The organism is Variovorax sp. F042 (genome assembly GCF_057814215.1).
In genome coordinates this window covers 79,179-95,107 of sequence record NZ_JBVASX010000009.1, presented here as the reverse complement: position 1 = coordinate 95,107, position 15,929 = coordinate 79,179, and the positions used below count along the sequence as shown (strand labels likewise).

At 67.7% G+C, this 15,929-nt stretch carries 18 protein-coding genes; 13 read left to right on the top strand and 5 right to left on the bottom strand.

Going from position 1 to position 15,929, the window contains the following annotated elements; all coding sequences use genetic code 11:
- Position 1: 1 nt before the first annotated feature.
- Positions 2-589 (bottom strand): GNAT family N-acetyltransferase, encoded by a 588-nt coding sequence (locus tag ACZYSP_RS24460; RefSeq protein ID WP_489017101.1) that lies wholly within the window; start codon positions 587-589, stop codon positions 2-4.
- Between the two features lie 112 nt (positions 590-701).
- Here ACZYSP_RS24460 and zigA point away from each other — a divergent pair, with 112 nt between their 5' ends.
- A complete protein-coding gene (zigA, locus tag ACZYSP_RS24455; protein ID WP_097199569.1) occupies positions 702-1,895 on the top strand; it encodes a zinc metallochaperone GTPase ZigA in 1,194 nt (397 codons plus the stop codon).
- Between the two features lie 7 nt (positions 1,896-1,902).
- On the opposite strand, the gene ACZYSP_RS24450 is transcribed toward zigA, so the two are convergent.
- Positions 1,903-2,376, bottom strand: a complete 474-nt coding sequence (locus ACZYSP_RS24450; RefSeq protein WP_093059204.1) for a Fur family transcriptional regulator — start codon at positions 2,374-2,376, stop codon at positions 1,903-1,905.
- A gap of 128 nt (positions 2,377-2,504) precedes the next feature.
- Here ACZYSP_RS24450 and ACZYSP_RS24445 point away from each other — a divergent pair, with 128 nt between their 5' ends.
- From ACZYSP_RS24445 to gshA, 7 genes are all read left to right on the top strand, one after another.
- Positions 2,505-3,485 (top strand): AraC family transcriptional regulator, encoded by a 981-nt coding sequence (locus ACZYSP_RS24445; RefSeq protein WP_489017098.1) that lies wholly within the window; start codon positions 2,505-2,507, stop codon positions 3,483-3,485.
- 81 nt (positions 3,486-3,566) lie between these two features.
- The gene (locus ACZYSP_RS24440; protein ID WP_307617234.1) at positions 3,567-4,502 is read left to right on the top strand and encodes a tryptophan 2,3-dioxygenase; all 936 of its coding nucleotides are present in this window, start codon (positions 3,567-3,569) and stop codon (positions 4,500-4,502) included.
- Between the two features lie 7 nt (positions 4,503-4,509).
- Positions 4,510-5,694 carry an FAD-dependent oxidoreductase gene (locus ACZYSP_RS24435; protein ID WP_489017095.1) on the top strand — a complete coding sequence of 395 codons (1,185 nt, stop codon included), beginning with the start codon at positions 4,510-4,512 and terminating at the stop codon, positions 5,692-5,694.
- Between the two features lie 82 nt (positions 5,695-5,776).
- Positions 5,777-6,772 carry a Bug family tripartite tricarboxylate transporter substrate binding protein gene (locus ACZYSP_RS24430; protein WP_489017093.1) on the top strand — a complete coding sequence of 332 codons (996 nt, stop codon included), beginning with the start codon at positions 5,777-5,779 and terminating at the stop codon, positions 6,770-6,772.
- 151 nt (positions 6,773-6,923) lie between these two features.
- Positions 6,924-7,586 (top strand): alpha/beta hydrolase, encoded by a 663-nt coding sequence (locus tag ACZYSP_RS24425; protein WP_093177804.1) that lies wholly within the window; start codon positions 6,924-6,926, stop codon positions 7,584-7,586.
- Positions 7,587-7,609: 23 nt separating this feature from the next.
- Entirely contained in the window at positions 7,610-7,927 is a 318-nt protein-coding gene (locus ACZYSP_RS24420) for a putative quinol monooxygenase (protein ID WP_093059133.1), read from the top strand.
- A 165-nt stretch (positions 7,928-8,092) separates the two neighbouring features.
- Complete coding sequence (gshA, locus tag ACZYSP_RS24415) at positions 8,093-9,649, top strand: glutamate--cysteine ligase (protein ID WP_093078736.1); 1,557 nt, start codon at positions 8,093-8,095, stop codon at positions 9,647-9,649.
- 28 nt (positions 9,650-9,677) lie between these two features.
- On the opposite strand, the gene ACZYSP_RS24410 is transcribed toward gshA, so the two are convergent.
- Together ACZYSP_RS24410 and ACZYSP_RS24405 are read right to left on the bottom strand one after the other, a co-directional pair.
- Positions 9,678-11,261 (bottom strand): class I adenylate-forming enzyme family protein, encoded by a 1,584-nt coding sequence (locus tag ACZYSP_RS24410; protein WP_093078735.1) that lies wholly within the window; start codon positions 11,259-11,261, stop codon positions 9,678-9,680.
- A gap of 34 nt (positions 11,262-11,295) precedes the next feature.
- Positions 11,296-12,117: an SDR family oxidoreductase gene (locus ACZYSP_RS24405; protein ID WP_489017089.1), complete on the bottom strand. Its 822-nt coding sequence runs from the start codon at positions 12,115-12,117 to the stop codon at positions 11,296-11,298.
- A 171-nt stretch (positions 12,118-12,288) separates the two neighbouring features.
- Between ACZYSP_RS24405 and ACZYSP_RS24400 the strand changes: the two genes are divergently transcribed.
- From ACZYSP_RS24400 to ACZYSP_RS24380, 5 genes are all read left to right on the top strand, one after another.
- Entirely contained in the window at positions 12,289-12,969 is a 681-nt protein-coding gene (locus ACZYSP_RS24400; protein ID WP_489017087.1) for a glutathione S-transferase family protein, read from the top strand.
- 130 nt (positions 12,970-13,099) lie between these two features.
- Positions 13,100-13,483, top strand: a complete 384-nt coding sequence (locus ACZYSP_RS24395) for a response regulator (RefSeq protein WP_093059150.1) — start codon at positions 13,100-13,102, stop codon at positions 13,481-13,483.
- Positions 13,484-13,606: 123 nt separating this feature from the next.
- The gene (locus ACZYSP_RS24390; RefSeq protein ID WP_093059151.1) at positions 13,607-14,539 is read left to right on the top strand and encodes an SDR family NAD(P)-dependent oxidoreductase; all 933 of its coding nucleotides are present in this window, start codon (positions 13,607-13,609) and stop codon (positions 14,537-14,539) included.
- Between the two features lie 104 nt (positions 14,540-14,643).
- Positions 14,644-15,072: a nuclear transport factor 2 family protein gene (locus tag ACZYSP_RS24385; RefSeq protein ID WP_426392181.1), complete on the top strand. Its 429-nt coding sequence runs from the start codon at positions 14,644-14,646 to the stop codon at positions 15,070-15,072.
- Entirely contained in the window at positions 15,062-15,541 is a 480-nt protein-coding gene (locus tag ACZYSP_RS24380) for a MerR family transcriptional regulator (protein ID WP_489017083.1), read from the top strand. The genes ACZYSP_RS24385 and ACZYSP_RS24380 overlap by 11 nt, the downstream gene beginning before the upstream one ends.
- Here the strand turns inward: ACZYSP_RS24380 and ACZYSP_RS24375 are convergent.
- Positions 15,528-15,887 (bottom strand): HPF/RaiA family ribosome-associated protein, encoded by a 360-nt coding sequence (locus ACZYSP_RS24375; RefSeq protein WP_093059157.1) that lies wholly within the window; start codon positions 15,885-15,887, stop codon positions 15,528-15,530. The genes ACZYSP_RS24380 and ACZYSP_RS24375 overlap by 14 nt on opposite strands.
- Positions 15,888-15,929 lie beyond the last annotated feature (42 nt).

The window sequence follows — 15,929 nt, the reverse complement described above, 5'->3', positions numbered from 1 at the left end:
GCTACCGGAGCTCCCGCACGTCGATGCGAAAGCGCAGTTCAGGCGTGCCGCCGAGCTCGGGTAGCTTGACGAACTCTTCCACCAGCACGCCACCGTTGGCGCGGATCACCTGCTGCGAGGCGAGGTTTTCGGGGCTGGTCGTGATGTCGACGTGATCGAGGCCCCTGGTGCGCGCCTCGGGCAGCAGCGCGCGCAGCGCAGCCTTGGCGTAGCCTCGGTTGCCCTTCCACGGGACCACGCCGTAGCCGATGTGGCCAAGGCAGTAGATGGGCAGGGCGTTGGTGCCAGTCTGCCAGCGTAGCTGAATGCTGCCGCAGAACTCGCCGTCCCACATCCAGCGCCGGTAGCCTGGCAGGCGGGGCACGGTGCCTCCGCCGGGCAGCGCGACTGGCGGGCCCTTGGCTTCGGGGTCGACGAGGCTGGCCAGAAAGCGTTCGGGGTCGGCGTGGATCTGCGCCAGTTCTTCCTGGCCGGCTTCGGGCCGCAGGTTGTTGGGCGACCAGCCGCGTTCCAGCGCGGCGATGTAGCCGGCGAGGTGTTCGTGCGAAGGCCAGACGAGTTGCAAGGGCGTGCGGGGTTCGGAGGTCATTTTCCGGATGGTAGGCGAAGGGTCGATGGCGACCGGGGCTCGGTAGTAAAACGCAACAAGGTTGCGTTGATCCATATAATGCAATCCTGTTGCATATATGGAGCCTGCCCCCATGGCTGACCGCCTCCCCGTTACCGTTCTCTCCGGCTTTCTCGGCGCCGGCAAGACCACGCTGTTGAACCACATCCTGCACAACCGCGAGGGCCGCCGCGTGGCAGTCATCGTCAACGACATGAGCGAGGTCAACATCGACGCTGCGCTCGTGCGCGACGGCGGCGCCGAGCTTTCTCGCACCGACGAGAAGCTGGTCGAGATGAGCAACGGCTGCATCTGCTGCACGCTGCGCGAAGACCTGCTGATCGAGGTCAACCGGCTCGCGAAGGAAGGGCGCTTCGACCAGCTGGTGATCGAGTCCACCGGCATCTCCGAGCCGCTGCCTGTGGCCGAAACCTTCACCTTCGCTGGCGAAGACGGCAAGAGCCTGGCCGACGTGGCCCGGCTCGACACCATGGTGACGGTGGTCGACGCCTTCAACTTCCTGCGCGACTACGGCTCGCCCGACAGCCTCGGCCAGCGCGGCCAGTCGCTCGGCGATGAGGACACGCGCACGGTGGTCGACCTGCTGATCGAGCAGATCGAGTTCTGCGACGTGCTGGTGGTCAACAAGACCGACCTCGTCACGCCCGAGGAGCGCGAACGGCTCATGGCCATCTTGCGCAGCCTGAACCCGCGCGCCCGCATCGAGGTGTCGGAGTTCGGCCGCGTGGCGCTCGACCGCGTGCTCGACACCGGCCTGTTCGACTTCGAGCAGGCCGAGCAGGCACCCGGCTGGCTGGCCGAGCTGCGCGGCGAGCACGTGCCCGAGTCGGAGGAATACGGCATTCGCAGCTTTGTCTACCGTTCGCGCATTCCGTTTCACCCGATGCGGTTCTGGAAGCTGGTGCAAAGCGAATGGGAAGGAGTGGTGCGCTCCAAGGGCTTCTTCTGGCTTGCAAGTCGCGCCACGCGTGCGGGCTCGTGGTCGCAGGCCGGCGGCGCCTGCCGCTATGGCGCGGCGGGTTTCTGGTGGGCGGCGGTGCCGCGCGAGCACTGGCCGACCGAGCCGGATGCGCTGGAACTGATCCACAAGAACTGGGACCCGGCCACGGGTGACGCGCGGCAGGAGCTGGTGCTGATCGGCATCGGCATGGATGAAGACGCGTTGCGCGCCCGGCTCGACGAGTGCCTGCTCACGGAAAACGAGATGCGCTTCGGCGCCTCGTGGTGGCAGAACTTTCCGGATCCGTTCCCCTCGTGGAACGTGTGAGAAAAGCCTAGCGGGCGCAGTCGCCGCAGGTGCCGTGGAGGGTCAGCGCAGTGTGGCGGGTGTCGATGCCCTGCTTGCGCAGCGCACGGCCAAGACGGCCCATCACCTTCGGCAGCTCCGGGTCCGAAGGCAGCGCCAGCACCTTGTGGCACTGGTCGCACTCGAAGGTGTTGCCCGACTCTGCCTCCACATGGCGCGAGAAGCGGTTGACGCGGTCGGGGCCCACGCGGCGGTCGCACAGGCCGGCCTCGACCAGCCGGTCGAGCACGCGGTAGACCGTCACGCGGTCGGGCGTTTCGCCGGTGGCGGTGGTGTAGGCCGAGGCCACTTCTTCGTGCGTCAGGGGTTGCGAGCTGTGCTCGATCAGTTCGAGCACGGTCTGCGCGGCGCGCGTGACGCGCAGGCCGTTGTCGCGAAGCAGCGTTTCGCTGTCGAACGGGGCGGCGCGAGGGGGCTTCGGGTGCGAGGTCGTTGTCTTCATGCGGTCTTCTTGCGAAACGCCATTGTGTTGCATCCCGGGGCGCCTTGGGTAGCGCGGGGCGCAATCGCCCGCCTGGCATGCCAGATAATCGCCGCCATCGAGACACACCACCGGGCGGCACGAACAGCATGGACACAGAGCGGGGCGGCGACGTACTCAGCCATGTGCTTGCGACGTACAAGTCAGAAAGGGCGGTGACTGCGCGGTTTTCGCTCTCTGCTCCCTGGGCGCTGCATTCGACCGGCGTGGCCGGTCCGCTGATCCGCATGTGCACCGGCGCACCCTACTGGATTGCAGTGGGCGGCGCCGAGCCGGTGCAGGTGGCGCCGCACGACATCGCGATGCTGCCGCAGGGCGGGGCGCACACCGTGTCGTCCGTGCCGGGGCTCGATGCGATGCCTTTCCGCGAGCTGATCGAGGCGCATTCGATCGGCCGGCACGGCGACCACCCCATCGTGTTCTCGCATGGCGGCGGCGGCCCGGTCACCGAGCTGTTCTCGTTGCACCTGTGGATGCCCGCACAGGGCCTGGGCTCGATCATCGGCAGCCTGCCGTCGCTGATCGTGCTTCGGCAGGCGCAGATTCCCACCACCGCCTCGCTGGCGCAGGCCATGGAATCGCTGGTGAACGAAACCGTGGCCCAGCGCCCGGGCTGGCAGCTGTCGGCGGCGCGCATGGCCGACCTGCTGCTGGTGCACATCCTGTGCGAGCACCTCTATGCCCAGCCGCAGGCGCAGAGCCAGACGGGGCAGGTCGGCAGGCTGCGCGGGCTGGACGACGAAAGCATTGCCCGTGCGATGTCGCTGATGCACGAGCGGCCCGAGCATCCGTGGTCGGTTGCCACGCTGGCGCAGGCCAGCTACCTGTCGCGCACCATCTTCAGCGAGCGCTTTCGCGCGCTCGTGGGCGTCACGCCCATGCATTACCTGGGCTCGTACCGCATGACGCTGGCGGCCGAGAAACTCAAGAACCGGCAGCTGAGCCTGCACCAGGTGGCCGAGGCGGTCGGCTATGCGTCGGAGAAGGCGTTCTCGCGCGCCTTCCAGCGCTGGACGGGCATGACCCCGAGCGCGTACGCCCGCCAGCAGGGCGGACCCGAATCCGACTGAATCTGCCGTCCCGGACGGTCGGTGCCCAAATCCGGCCTGCCGGAGGTTGAGGCGGCGGCGTGCGGGTCGAACAATCGGCGCATGGCAACCCCACGCAAAAGAGTCATTCCCGAAGTGCGCAACCCCGCGCTCGAGCTGTCGCTGGTGAAGCCCATCGCCACCGGCGACAACCAGCAGCGCGCGGCCACCGTGCAAAACACCGATGGTGAGCCACTGGTGGCCTTCGAAGGCAGCAGCAACCCCTACCTGGAGCACCAGCGCAACGACCTGCTGCTGAGCCTGCAGCACATGCGCAGCGAAGGCCACGACGAGATGGTCTTCATGTGCATCACGCACTGCAAGGAGCTGAGCTTCAAGGCCATCCACTACGAGCTGGCCAACATGCAGGTGCGCATCCGGGGCGACGACGTGGCCGGTGCGCTGCAACTGGTGCCGCGCGTGCGCACGCTGCTCGAATTCCTTGGCAAGACCTGGGACGTGCTCTCGACCATCACGCCGCACGAGTTCAACCAGTTCCGCAACACGCTGGGCATTGCCTCGGGGCAGCAGTCGTACATGTACCGGCACGTTGAATTCATCCTCGGCAACAAGTCGATTCCGCTGGCGCGCGCGCATGCGAACAACCCCGACGTGTGGCCCTACATGGAGCGCGCGCTGAATTCACCGAGCCTGTACGACGACGTGCTGGCGCTGCTGCACCGCCGCGACATCGCCGTGCCGCCCGGGGCGCTGGCGCGCGACTGGTCAGAGCCCTATGTGCCGAACCCGGGCGTCGAGGCGGCGTGGCTGTGGGTGTACGGCGATCCGACGCCCGAGAACGACCTGTACAGGCTGGGCGAGGCGCTGATGGACATCGCCGATGTGTTCTCGCAGTACCGCTGGCGGCATTTCGTGTCGGTCGAGCGCATCCTGGGCTTCAAGCCGGGCACGGGCGGCTCGGCTGGCGTGGGGTGGCTGCGCAGCGTGGTCGATCACCGATTCTTTCCCGAGCTGTGGTCCGTGCGGACGCAGCTGTGAGCACGGCATGACACAGGCAGCAAGGGTATTGATCGTCGGCGCGGGCATCGCGGGCTGCTCGGCCGCCATCTCGTTGGCCGGCAAGGGCTTTCGCGTCACGCTGGTCGAGAAGCAGGCCGAGTGGCGCTTCCAGAGCTCGGGCATCTTCATCTACGGCAACGGGCTCGAGGCGCTGCGCAAGGTCGGTGTTCTGCCCGGCATCCTCGAAGCGGGCTTCGCCATCGAGGACGGCCGCAATGTCTACCTCGACCACCACGGCGAGCCCATCGTCGATGTGTTCTATCCGCGCTCCAGCGGCGGCTCGGCGCCTATCGTGGGCATCAGGCGCGCGGAGATGCACCGTATCCTGGCCGCGCGGCTCGATGCGTTGGGCGTGGAGATACGGCTGGCGACGACGGTCGCGGAGATCGATTCGCCCGGCGGCAGCGATCGCGCGGAGGTCATGTTTTCGGACGGCACGGCACAGCGCTTCGACCTCGTCATTGGCGCAGACGGCATCCGCTCGCAGGTGCGTGAGGCCGTCGCCGGCCCCGTCGCACCGCGCTACACCGGCTTCGGCGTCTGGCGCAGCGTGCACGAGCGGCCGCGTGCGCTGGACGCCAAGATCATGATGATGGGCGTCGGCAAGCGGTTGGGCATCATGCCGATCAGCGACGACAGGCTCTACATCTTCGGCACGGTCGCCGAGCCGGCTGGCCGCTGGTATCCGAAGGAGACCTGGCCAGGGCAGATGCGCGAGCGCTTCGCCGAGTTCGGCGGCCCGGCGCGGCAGTTTCTGGACCAGTTAGGCGCGGATTCCGAAGTGCTCTACACGGCCGTCGAGGAGGTGCACACGCCGCTGCCCTGGCACGCGGGCCGCGTGCTGCTGATCGGCGACGCGGCGCATGCCTCGACGCCCTTCATGGGGCAGGGCGGGGCGATGGCGGTGGAAGACGCGGTGGTGCTGGCCGACATGCTCGCGCGGCACGGCATCGCCGACGCCACGCTGCGCGCCTTCGGCGAACGCCGCTACCCGATGTGCCGCTTCGTGCAAGACGCCTCGCGCAAGGTGGGCGAGGCGGGGGCGATGGAAGATGCCGAGAGCTGCGCGCGGCGCAATGCGGCGATGCGCGAGGGGGCACAGCAGCAGGTCGATGCCTTCTACCGGCAGCTGGGAGAGTTCGGCTCGCTGCATATGCCGGAACCAGCCTAAGCATCTGACAAATGGGTCGTTCGTTTGCGGGCGAGGGCGCGACAGAATCGCGCGCTTTGCCTCCTGCAACCGAAAGTTCGCCATGCGTGCCCATTTCCTGTCGAAGCTGCTCAAGCCGGTCCTTGCCCTGTGGGCCTGCGCTTCGTTGACCGCGGCCGCGCAGGCGCAACCGGCGGCTGCCGCCTACCCGTCGAAGCCCGTGCACATCACGGTCGCGAATACGCCCGGCAGTTCGCCCGACGTGCTGGCGCGCTACCTGGCGCAGCGCCTGTCGGAGCAATGGAAGCAGCCGGTGGTGGTCGACAACCGCGCGGGCGCGGCCGGCATCCTGGCCGCCGATGGGCTGGCCAAGGCGCAGCCCGACGGCTACTCGCTGCTGGTGGGCGCGGACGGGCCTATCACCATCCTCCCCAACATCCAGGCCGGATTGCCCTATGACGCCCGGCGCGACCTGGTGCCCGTGGTGTCGCTCGGGCAGATCGACTTCGTGCTGGTCGCCAACCCGAAGACCGGCTTCCACACGGTGGCCGACTTCGTTCGCGCGGCCAAAGCCCATCCTGGGCACATCAACTACGCCTCGGCCGGCAACGGCAGCCCGCAGCAGTTGAGCATGGAGCTGCTGAAGCAGAAGGCCGGCATCTACGTCACGCACATCCCGTACCGTGGCGGCCCGCTGGGCATGCAGGACGTGATCGCGGGGCAGGTCGACGTGATGTTCATCGCGGTCGGCCCCGCGCTGCCGCACATCCGCAGCGGCCGGCTGGTGGCGCTGGGCACCAGCGGCGAGAGGCGCCATGCGCTGCTGCCCGAAGTGCCGACCGTGGGCGAAAGCTATGCGGGCTACCGCTCGGGCACATGGTTCGGGCTGTTCGCGCCGGCGCGAACGCCGCAGCCGGTACTGGACGCCATCGCGGCGGAGGCGGGGCGCATCGTGCAGGCTCCGGCCGCCCGTGCAGAACTCGCGGTGCAGGGCATCGAGGCCACGGGCCATCCGCAACGGCAGTTCCAGACGCAGGTGGCGGCCGAATACGAGCGCTATGCGCAGATCGTGAAGGCCGTGGGCATCAAGGCCGAGTAACAGACAGTCAGACAGTCGCCTGCCCGGGCAACCGCACGGCGGCACATCGCAACGATGTGCAAGTCAGCCAACCGGCCGTTTCCGTGCCTTGGGCGGGCCCCGGATGCGCTAAGGTGCGGTCATCCGCGTTCCTGAATACCTTTGCCCGACCATGTCCCGTCCTCCCATCGAGATCGAAACCGCCCCCAACCCCACCGCCACGGTGATCGTGATGCACGGCCTCGGCGCCGACGGCAACGACTTCGTGCCCATTGCCAACGAGCTCGAGCTCTCTGCCGTGGGCCCGGTGCGCTTCGTGTTCCCCAATGCGCCGGTCATGCCCGTGACCATCAACGGCGGCTACCAGATGCCGGCCTGGTACGACATCGCCTTGCCCGACCTGGCTGCGCAGGAAGACGAGGCCGGCCTGCGCCGCTCGCAGGCGACCATCGAGGCGATCATCGCCAGTGAAAAGGCCCGCGGCATCGCCGCCAGCCGCATCGTGGTGGCCGGCTTCTCGCAGGGCTGCGCGATGGCGCTCATGACCGGCCTGCGCCACACCGAGCGGCTGGCCGGCATCGTCGGCCTCTCCGGCTACCTGCCGATCGCGGCCACCACTGCGGCCGAACGCCACGCGGCCAACCACGAAACGCCCGTGTTCCTCGCCCATGGCCGGCAAGACCCCGTGGTGCCCCTTGCCGCGGCGATGCGCTCGCGCGACGCGCTGGCCGCCTTGGGCTATACCGTCGAGTGGCACGAATACACGATGGCGCACTCGGTGTGCATGGAGGAAATCGCCGACCTCAACCGCTTCCTGCTGCGGGTGCTCGGCTGAACTTCGTCGAAGGAGACAAGAAAATGATCCTGGTCATCGGACACGCCCTGGCAAAGCCCGACACCCTGCAGGCCATGCTCGCCATCAGCACCGAGCACGTGCTGCGCTCGCGCACCGAAGCCGGCTGCATTTCGCATGAAGTCACGACCGACGTGCAGGACCCGCTGCGACTGACCTTCGTGGAGCGCTGGAGCGACATGGCCGCGCTGCAGACGCACTTTCGCGTGGACGCCTCGCGTGCCTTCGGCAAGGCGCTGGCGGCCATGGCCGACGGCACGCCGGAGATACATGTCTACCAGTCGGACGAGATCGACCTGTCGGCGGGCCGCGCCAAGGCCTGAAATTCACCAGCCATCGGGGCCGTTCACTGGCGTGTCGTCTATGCAGAAAGCTATCAAAAACATAGCGAACCACAGGGTAGCCTGCCTCGGGATTCCCTGCACGAGCAATGCCCGCGTGCCCGTGCTACCTTCCAGCCCCTCAGAAGATTGATGGGTCATAACAATATGAGCAACAGATTGCTGGAGAGGTTGGGTGCACTTTCAGCCGCACGCCTCCAGGGCATGCGACGTGGCATCGAGAAGGAAAGCCTGCGCGCTCTGCCGGACGGCAAGCTCGCGCTGACGCCGCATCCCGTGGCCCTGGGCTCCGCGCTCACGCATCCGCACATCACGACCGACTTCAGCGAATCGCAGCTCGAACTCATCACGGGCGTGCACGCGAACGTCGAATCGGCGCTCGAAGAGCTCACGCGGGTGCACCAGTTCACCTACCGCGTGCTCGACGGCCTGGGCGACGAGCGCCTGTGGGTGTCGAGCATGCCCTGCGGCCTGCCGACCGACGAGACCATTCCGATCGGCCGCTATGGCTCGTCGAACGTGGGCCGCGCCAAGAGCGTTTACCGCATGGGCCTGAGCCACCGCTATGGCCGCCGCATGCAGACCATCTCGGGCATTCACTACAACTGGTCGCTGCCCGACGTGTCGAGCGAACAGTATTTCGCGCTGATCCGCAATTTCCGCCGCCAGGCCTTCCTGCTGCTGTACCTGTTCGGCGCCTCGCCGGCCCTGTGTTCGAGCTTTGTGGCGGGCCGCCCGCACGAGCTGCAGCCGCTGGGCGACGGCAGCATGTTCATGCCGCACGGCACCTCGCTGCGCATGGGTCGCCTGGGCTACCAGAGCGACGCGCAGGCCTCGCTGGCCGTGAGCTACAACAGCCTCGACGGCTACGGCGCTTCGCTGCAGGACGCGCTCACGCGCCCGTGGCCGGCCTACGAATCCATCGGCATCCGCAACCTCGGCGGCGACTACAACCAGCTGGGCACCAGCCTGCTGCAGATCGAGAACGAGTTCTACGGCACCATCCGCCCCAAGCGCGTGATCAACCCAGGCGAGCGTCCGCTGCATGCGCTGCGCGAGCGCGGCGTGGAGTACGTCGAAGTGCGCCTGATGGACCTCGACCCCTTCGAGACCGTCGGCATCAACGCGCAGACCATGCGCTTCATCGACGTGTTCCTGCTGCACTGCCTGCTGAGCGACAGCCCCGACGACACGCCGCAGGAAATAGCCGACCTCGCGCACAACCAGCACCTCACGGCCGCGCGCGGCCGCGAGCCGGGCCTGAAGCTGCAGCGCGACGGACGCGAAGTAGCGCTGGCCGACTGGGGCCTGGAACTGGTCGAGCAGTGCCTGCCCATTGCTGCCGCTCTCGATGCGGCGCAGGGCGGCACGGCGCATGCCGACGCAGTGCGCGCCGCCAGGGCCGCGCTGCAGAACCCCGACAGCCTGCCCTCGGCCCGCGTGCTCGCGGCCATCGAGAAAGACCACGGCAACTCCTTCATCGGCTTCGTGCGTGCCCAGTCCGAGCAGACCCGCGCCGCGCTGCTGGGCCTGCCGTTCTCGGCCGCGCGACAGGCCGAGTTCGAGCAGATGACTGCCGAGTCGATCCAGGAGCAGAAGCGCATCGAGGCGGCCGACACCATGCCCTTCGAGATCTACCGCGAGCAGTACGTCTCGCCCGCGCGGCTGGGCATGGCGCGCGGCCGCATGGCGGTCGCTGCCTAGCGGGTCCTGAACCCGCTGCGCACCGCGCCTATCCTTGCGCGGACTCGAAGAGCGCCAGGTGGGCGCTGCGCAGCTGAAATTTCTGGATCTTGCCCGTCGGCGTCATCGGCATCCCGTCGACGAAGCGGATCGACTTGGGTACCTCGAACCGGCCGAGGCGCTCCTTGCAGAACGCCAGCAGTTCATCTTCACCGCACGAGCCGTCATTGCGGCGCAAGACCACGAACGCGGCGACCGCCTCGCCCCAGTGTGGATGCGGCAGGCCCACCACGGCCGCGGCGCCGACGGCGGGGTGGGCGAGCAGCACGGCCTCCAGCTTGACGCTGGAAACGTTCTCCCCGCCGGTCTTGATCATGTCCTTCTTGCGGTCGAGAAACAGCATGTGCCCGTCGGCGTCGAGCATGCCGATGTCGCCGGTGTGGTGCCACCCGAAGCGGCGCGCCGCGGCGGTGGCCTCCGGGTCCTTGAGGTAGCCGAGAAAGACGTTGGGCCCGCGATGGACGATCTCGCCGACCTGGCCCGGCCCGAGCAGCCGGCCGTCGTCGTCCATGACGGCGGTCTCGACACCCGCCACCGACACACCCCAGCAGTTGCCGTCCTTGTCCGGGTGGTCGCTCGCGCGGTAGACCATGGTCGGCGGGTACATCTCGGTCTGGCCGGTGCCCAGGCGCACGTCGGGGCACATGTCGCGCCGGATGTCCGCGAGCAGGTTCTTCGGCATCGGCGCCAGGCCGTACATGCACAGGCGCAGCGACGAGAAGTCGGTTTGCTGGCGCTGGGGGTGCTTCATCAGCGCATCGAACATCATCGGCAGGCACGACAGCCAGGTGATGCGTTCGCGCCCGATCGCCGCCAGCATGGCCGCGGGATCGAAGCCGTTGGCGAGCCACAGCGTTGCGCCGACCATCAATGCGCCGGTGCTGATGGCGTGCTGGGCGCAATGGAACAGCGGCAGCACCGAGACGACGACATCGCGCTCGGTGGCCTCGAAGCTTTGCGCGCAGCTCAGCAGCGCGCCATGGACCGAGCGATGGGAATGCATCACGCCCTTCTGCTTTCCCGTGGTGCCGCTGGTGTACATGATGAGTGCGAGGTCATCGTCGCCACGCGCAGTGGCCAGCGGCTGCGCCGGCGGGCGCGATGCCAGCGCGTCGAAATGCAGCGTGCCGGCGGTGGCCTGGTGTTGTGCGCCGATCACCACCGTCAGCAGGCCCAGGCGCTCGACCAGCGTGCGCAGCGCTGGCACTTCGAACAGCGCTGCATCGATGAAAACCGCGCTGGCTTCGGCGTGGCTCAGCACATGCTCGATGGAGGCCGCATCGAGCTGCACATTGACCGGCACCCAGACGTTGCCCGACTTGTGGATGGCCTGGATGGCCGCGAGGTGCTCGATCGAATTGACGCACATCGTCGCGATGCGGCGATCGGCGAGTTCATGGTCGCGCAGTGCCTCGCCCACGCGCTCGCTCGCGGCATCGAGCGCTGCAAACGTGACCCGTCGATCACCCTGGATGACTGCGATCTTGTCCGGATCTCGCCTCGCGCTGCGCCGCACGACGTCTGCGAGCGAAATACGGGCGATGCTTGCGCGTTCGGCGTCGGCTGCTTGCATGCGTTGGTCTCCTTGGGGCGGCACGGCGGCCTGGTCACGGTTCCACGAAAAAGTCGATCAGCGGCTCGACACCCGGCGTTACCAGGTAGGGCTCGAAGTCGGTGACGCCGGTATCGCGCAGCACCTGTTCGTCGATCAGCAGCTGGCCGGTGAGCTCGCGGCTCGGCCGGGTCAGGATGTGCCACGCGGCGTCCGCCATGATGGTCGGCAGGCGGGCCTGTCCCGCCACGTCGGGCGCCGCGATGCGCAGGGCGCTGGTGGCGATGACGGTGCGCGGCCACAGCGAGTTGCTCGCGATGCCGCGCCCGCGCAACTCTTCGGCCAGGCCTCGGCTGAGCATGCTCATTGCGTACTTCGACGTGGTGTAGGCCGCATGGCGCGCGAACCACTTGGGGTTCATGTCCAGCGGCGGCGACAGGGTCAGGATGTGCGGATTGGCCGCCTTCTCGAGATGCGGCAGGCAGGCCTGCGCGCACAGGTAGCTGCCCCGTGCGTTGATCTCGAACATCAGGTCGTAGCGTTTCATCGGCGTGCGCTCGACGGTTTCGAGGTGGATCGCGCTGGCGTTGTTGACCAGGATGTCGATGCCGCCGAAGCGCTCCACCGCGGCGTCGACGGCGCTGCGGACCTGGGCTTCGTCACGCACGTCGACCACCACCGCGAGGGCCTGTCCGCCGGCGGCGACGATTTCTTCGGCTGCGCTGTGGATCGTGCCGGGCAGGCGGGGGTCGGCCGTTGCCGTCTTGGCCGCAACCACGATGTTGGCGCCATCGCGCGCGGCCCTCAGGGCAATGGCCTTGCCGATGCCACGGCTGGCACCGGTGATGAAGAGGGTTTTCGATTTCAGGGACGGCATGGACACTCCGCAATCGCGATCGGCTATCGCAAGAGTCCGCAGGCTATTCGCCGGCGCGGAAGAAAACTTGCGCTGACTGGCTGCGCGCGCCGCAGCCAATCGACGCAAGGCGCCGCGGAATGTGCGTGCGACCATCGGCGCGGCAACTTCCGGCGTCGAGCCCTCCATCCGATGATCACGCTCTACCACTGCGCGAATGCACGTTCGTTCCGCGTTCTCTGGATGCTGGAAGAGCTCGGCGCTCCCTACCGGCTGGAGATGCTGCCGTTTCCGCCGCGGGTGCTGCACCGCGAGTACCTCAAGATCAACCCGCAAGGCACGGTGCCTCTGCTGGTCGATGGCGAAACGCGCATGACCGAGTCGGCGGCCATCTGCCAGTACCTGGCCAGCGTCAACGCCCCCACCTCGCTGAATGTGGAGCGCGAGGAGGCCGGCTATGGGGACTATCTGAACTGGCTTCACTTTGGCGAGGCCTCGCTGACCTTTCCGCAGACCCTGGTGCTTCGCTACACGCTGCTGGAGCCGGAGGACCGCCGCCAGCCCCAGGCCGCGGAGGACTACGCCCAGTTCTTTTTCGTGCGCCTGCGGGCGCTCGAGAGGTTGCTGGAGGCGCAAGACTTCGCATGCGCCGGCCGGTTCACGGCGGCTGACATCTCGATCGGCTACGCGCTGCTGCTGGCCAGGGTGCTGGGCCATCACGAGCGCTTCGGCCCCGCGGTACAGCAGTATTGGAAGCGCCTGAGCTCGCGCGCAGGCTTTGGGCGCGCGATGGCGGTGCAGGACGCTGAGGCCGCCCGGCAGGGCATTCAGCAGTTGCCGACGCCCGGAACAGGGCTCGGCAGACGCCCATAGGCACGGGATGACCGACAGCGGCGCTGGCCGATGGCCTACAGGCATTGGCCTGCATGGCTCACCGCGCGCGGCCGTTGGGCTGCGAGGATGCCTCCATGCACCGCGCAAGCACCGACCTCGCGACCTCCCCATGACTTTCAAGGCCTATCTAGTCGAGGACAGCCCCGTGATTCGCGAGAACCTCGTCGGATTCCTGGAAGACGTAACTGACGCCAAGGTGGTGGCCTCCGCCAGTACCGAGGAGGAGGCCGTGGCCTGGCTGCACCAGCACACCGGCGACTGGGACCTGACCATCGTCGACCTGTTCCTGCGGCGCGGCAACGGGCTGGGCGTGATCCGCGCCTGCCGCCACCGGGCGCCGCACCAGAAGGTGATCGTGCTGAGCAACTACGCCAACGCCGCCATGCGCGAGCGTTCGCGACAGCTGGGCGCCGATGCCTTCTTCGACAAGTCGGCCGAGCTCGACCAGCTGGTGGACTTTTGTGCGCAGGTGCGCGCGTCCCTTCCCGGCTGATGCAGGGTGACGCCGGCTGACGCGCGCATGACTGGGTCGCGCGCCTTTCTGGGGTAAAACGCCACGCTGCCGCTTTAGCGGCAACCGGACAACGGCAACTCCCCAGGAAAGCGACAGAGAGACATGAGCAACAGCAACAGCAGCAACATCGACTTCAAGGGCCGCGTGGCCATCGTGACCGGCGCGGGCGGCGGCCTGGGCCGCCAGCATGCGCTGGCACTTGCGGCGCGCGGCGCCAAGGTGGTGGTCAACGACCTGGGCGGCGCGCGCGACGGCTCCGGTGGCTCGGTAAGCGCCGCGCAGGCGGTGGTCGACGAGATCAAGGCGGCTGGCGGCGAGGCCATTGCCAACGGCGCATCCGTCACCGACTTCGAGGCGGTGCAGGCCATGGTCAAGCAGGCAGTCGATGCCTGGGGCCGCGTCGACATCCTCGTCAACAACGCCGGCATCCTGCGCGACAAGAGCTTCGCCAAGATGGAACTGGCCGACTTCAAGCTGGTGGTCGACGTGCACCTGATGGGCGCCGTGAACTGCACCAAGGCCGTCTGGGCGCTCATGAACGAGCAGAAGTACGGCCGCATCGTGATGACCACCTCGTCCACCGGCCTGTACGGCAATTTCGGCCAGAGCAATTACGGCGCGGCCAAGCTCGCGCTGGTGGGCCTCATGCAAACGCTGAGCATCGAAGGCGCGAAGAACGACATCCGCGTGAACTGCCTGGCGCCCACCGCTGCCACCCGCATGACGGAGGACCTGTTCCCCAAGGAAATGCTCGAAGCCTTCCGCCCCGAGGCCGTGGTGCCCGCGATGCTGGTGCTGGCCGCGCAGGACGCGCCCAACCGCACCATCCTCTGCGCCGGCGCAGGCACCTTCGAGGCCGCGCACATCACGCTGACGCAGGGCGCCTGGCTGGGCATTGCCGCCGACACGCCCGAGCAGCTGGCGGCGCGCCTGTCGGAAGTGACCGAGCGCGAAGGCGAGGCCGTGCCGCAAAGCGGCGCGGCGCAGGGCGCGAACGAAGTCGCCAAGGGCATGGCGAACGCGAAGAGGGGCTGACCGGCCCGCGTGTTCATGGCGCGCTTGACCTCGAGTGCACTCGAGCATTTCCAATGAATTCACCGGATGTCCGGTTCATTCATCGAAGACAAGGAAATGAAGCCATGAACACGATCGACAACAAGGCCCTGGTCCAGCGCATCCACGACGAGCTGGACAAGGGCAACGGCCAGGTCTTCGTCGACAGCCTTGCCGACGACGCCAGCTGGAAGCTCGAAGGCTCCACCGCGTGGTCGCGCACCTACCGGGGCAAGAAGGCGATTCGCGAAGAGCTGCTGAACCCGCTCTTCGCGCAGTTCGCGGGGCCCTACGTGAGCAAGACCGAGCGCATCATTGCCGAGGGCGACCGGGTGGTGGTGCTGTTCAGCGGCGACGTGCCCACCAAGGCCGGCAAGCGCTACAACAACCGCTACTGCTACGTCTACCGACTCGAAGGAGGCAAGGTGAAAGAGCTGACCGAGTACTTCGACACCGCACTGGTCCAGGAGGCGCTGCAGGCGCCTTCGGCCACGGCGGCCGCCCATGCCGGCTGACACGGGCACGCCTTTTCACATCGGCGAGCTGGCCACGCGCACCGGCCGCACGGTGCACGCCATCCGCTGGTACGAAACGCAGGGCCTCGTGCCCGGCGTGGCGCGCGACGAGGGCGGCCGGCGCCTGTACGTCGAGCTGCACGTCGGCTGGCTCGACCTGATGGAGCGCTTGCGCCGCACCGGCATGTCGATTGCCGAGATGCGCGAATACACCGCGCTGGCGGTGCAGGGCAAGGTCACGCTGCGCCAGCGGCGCGACATGCTCGCGGCCCACCGCGAGCGCGTGACCGAGACCATCGCCGAGTGGAAGCGGGCGCTGTCGCTGGTCGACCGCAAGATCGACTTCTACGACGAGTGGATGGCCAGCGGCCACCGCCCGCCGCTCGTTCCTGCCGAGACGCCCAGCCTGAAGCTGCCGAAACGCGGCAGGCGCAGCGCTGCTGCTGCTGCTGCGGCTACTCCGCGATAAAGCTCGGGTCGGTGCGGATCGAGCCGCGGTCGCGGTGGTTGTGAAGGCGGCCCAGCGTGTTGTCCAGCAAACGCTTGAGCTTGTCGGCCGCGCCGCGGAAGGCCTCGTCGAGGCTGGCCGCGTGCTGTGTTACCGCCAGCGGCTGGTGGTGTGCCAGGCGCGCTTCCATCACGCAGCACTTGTCGCCGCCGCCGGTCTTGTCGTGGTTCTCGTCGCTCAGATGCACCTCGACGCGCGTCACGTCCTCGACGAAACGGCTCAGGTGCTGCTTGATCTCGGTGTCGGCCCAACGCTCCAGCGCGTCCTTGTTGGTGATGCCGTTGCTCGTGTTGACCTGAATCTGCATGCAATGTCCCTGCTGGATGGATGAACGAAAGCCCACTTTGCG

Excerpts from the sequence above, each read along its gene's own strand:
- ACZYSP_RS24460 (WP_489017101.1), bottom strand. The coding sequence starts at position 589 with ATGACCTCCGAACCCCGCACGCCCTTGCAACTCGTCTGGCCTTCGCAC.
- zigA (WP_097199569.1), top strand. The coding sequence starts at position 702 with ATGGCTGACCGCCTCCCCGTTACCGTTCTCTCCGGCTTTCTCGGCGCC.
- ACZYSP_RS24450 (WP_093059204.1), bottom strand. The coding sequence starts at position 2,376 with ATGAAGACAACGACCTCGCACCCGAAGCCCCCTCGCGCCGCCCCGTTC.
- ACZYSP_RS24445 (WP_489017098.1), top strand. The coding sequence starts at position 2,505 with ATGGACACAGAGCGGGGCGGCGACGTACTCAGCCATGTGCTTGCGACG.
- ACZYSP_RS24440 (WP_307617234.1), top strand. The coding sequence starts at position 3,567 with ATGGCAACCCCACGCAAAAGAGTCATTCCCGAAGTGCGCAACCCCGCG.
- ACZYSP_RS24435 (WP_489017095.1), top strand. The coding sequence starts at position 4,510 with ATGACACAGGCAGCAAGGGTATTGATCGTCGGCGCGGGCATCGCGGGC.
- ACZYSP_RS24430 (WP_489017093.1), top strand. The coding sequence starts at position 5,777 with ATGCGTGCCCATTTCCTGTCGAAGCTGCTCAAGCCGGTCCTTGCCCTG.
- ACZYSP_RS24425 (WP_093177804.1), top strand. The coding sequence starts at position 6,924 with ATGTCCCGTCCTCCCATCGAGATCGAAACCGCCCCCAACCCCACCGCC.
- ACZYSP_RS24420 (WP_093059133.1), top strand. The coding sequence starts at position 7,610 with ATGATCCTGGTCATCGGACACGCCCTGGCAAAGCCCGACACCCTGCAG.
- gshA (WP_093078736.1), top strand. The coding sequence starts at position 8,093 with ATGAGCAACAGATTGCTGGAGAGGTTGGGTGCACTTTCAGCCGCACGC.
- ACZYSP_RS24410 (WP_093078735.1), bottom strand. The coding sequence starts at position 11,261 with ATGCAAGCAGCCGACGCCGAACGCGCAAGCATCGCCCGTATTTCGCTC.
- ACZYSP_RS24405 (WP_489017089.1), bottom strand. The coding sequence starts at position 12,117 with ATGCCGTCCCTGAAATCGAAAACCCTCTTCATCACCGGTGCCAGCCGT.
- ACZYSP_RS24400 (WP_489017087.1), top strand. The coding sequence starts at position 12,289 with ATGATCACGCTCTACCACTGCGCGAATGCACGTTCGTTCCGCGTTCTC.
- ACZYSP_RS24395 (WP_093059150.1), top strand. The coding sequence starts at position 13,100 with ATGACTTTCAAGGCCTATCTAGTCGAGGACAGCCCCGTGATTCGCGAG.
- ACZYSP_RS24390 (WP_093059151.1), top strand. The coding sequence starts at position 13,607 with ATGAGCAACAGCAACAGCAGCAACATCGACTTCAAGGGCCGCGTGGCC.
- ACZYSP_RS24385 (WP_426392181.1), top strand. The coding sequence starts at position 14,644 with ATGAACACGATCGACAACAAGGCCCTGGTCCAGCGCATCCACGACGAG.
- ACZYSP_RS24380 (WP_489017083.1), top strand. The coding sequence starts at position 15,062 with ATGCCGGCTGACACGGGCACGCCTTTTCACATCGGCGAGCTGGCCACG.
- ACZYSP_RS24375 (WP_093059157.1), bottom strand. The coding sequence starts at position 15,887 with ATGCAGATTCAGGTCAACACGAGCAACGGCATCACCAACAAGGACGCG.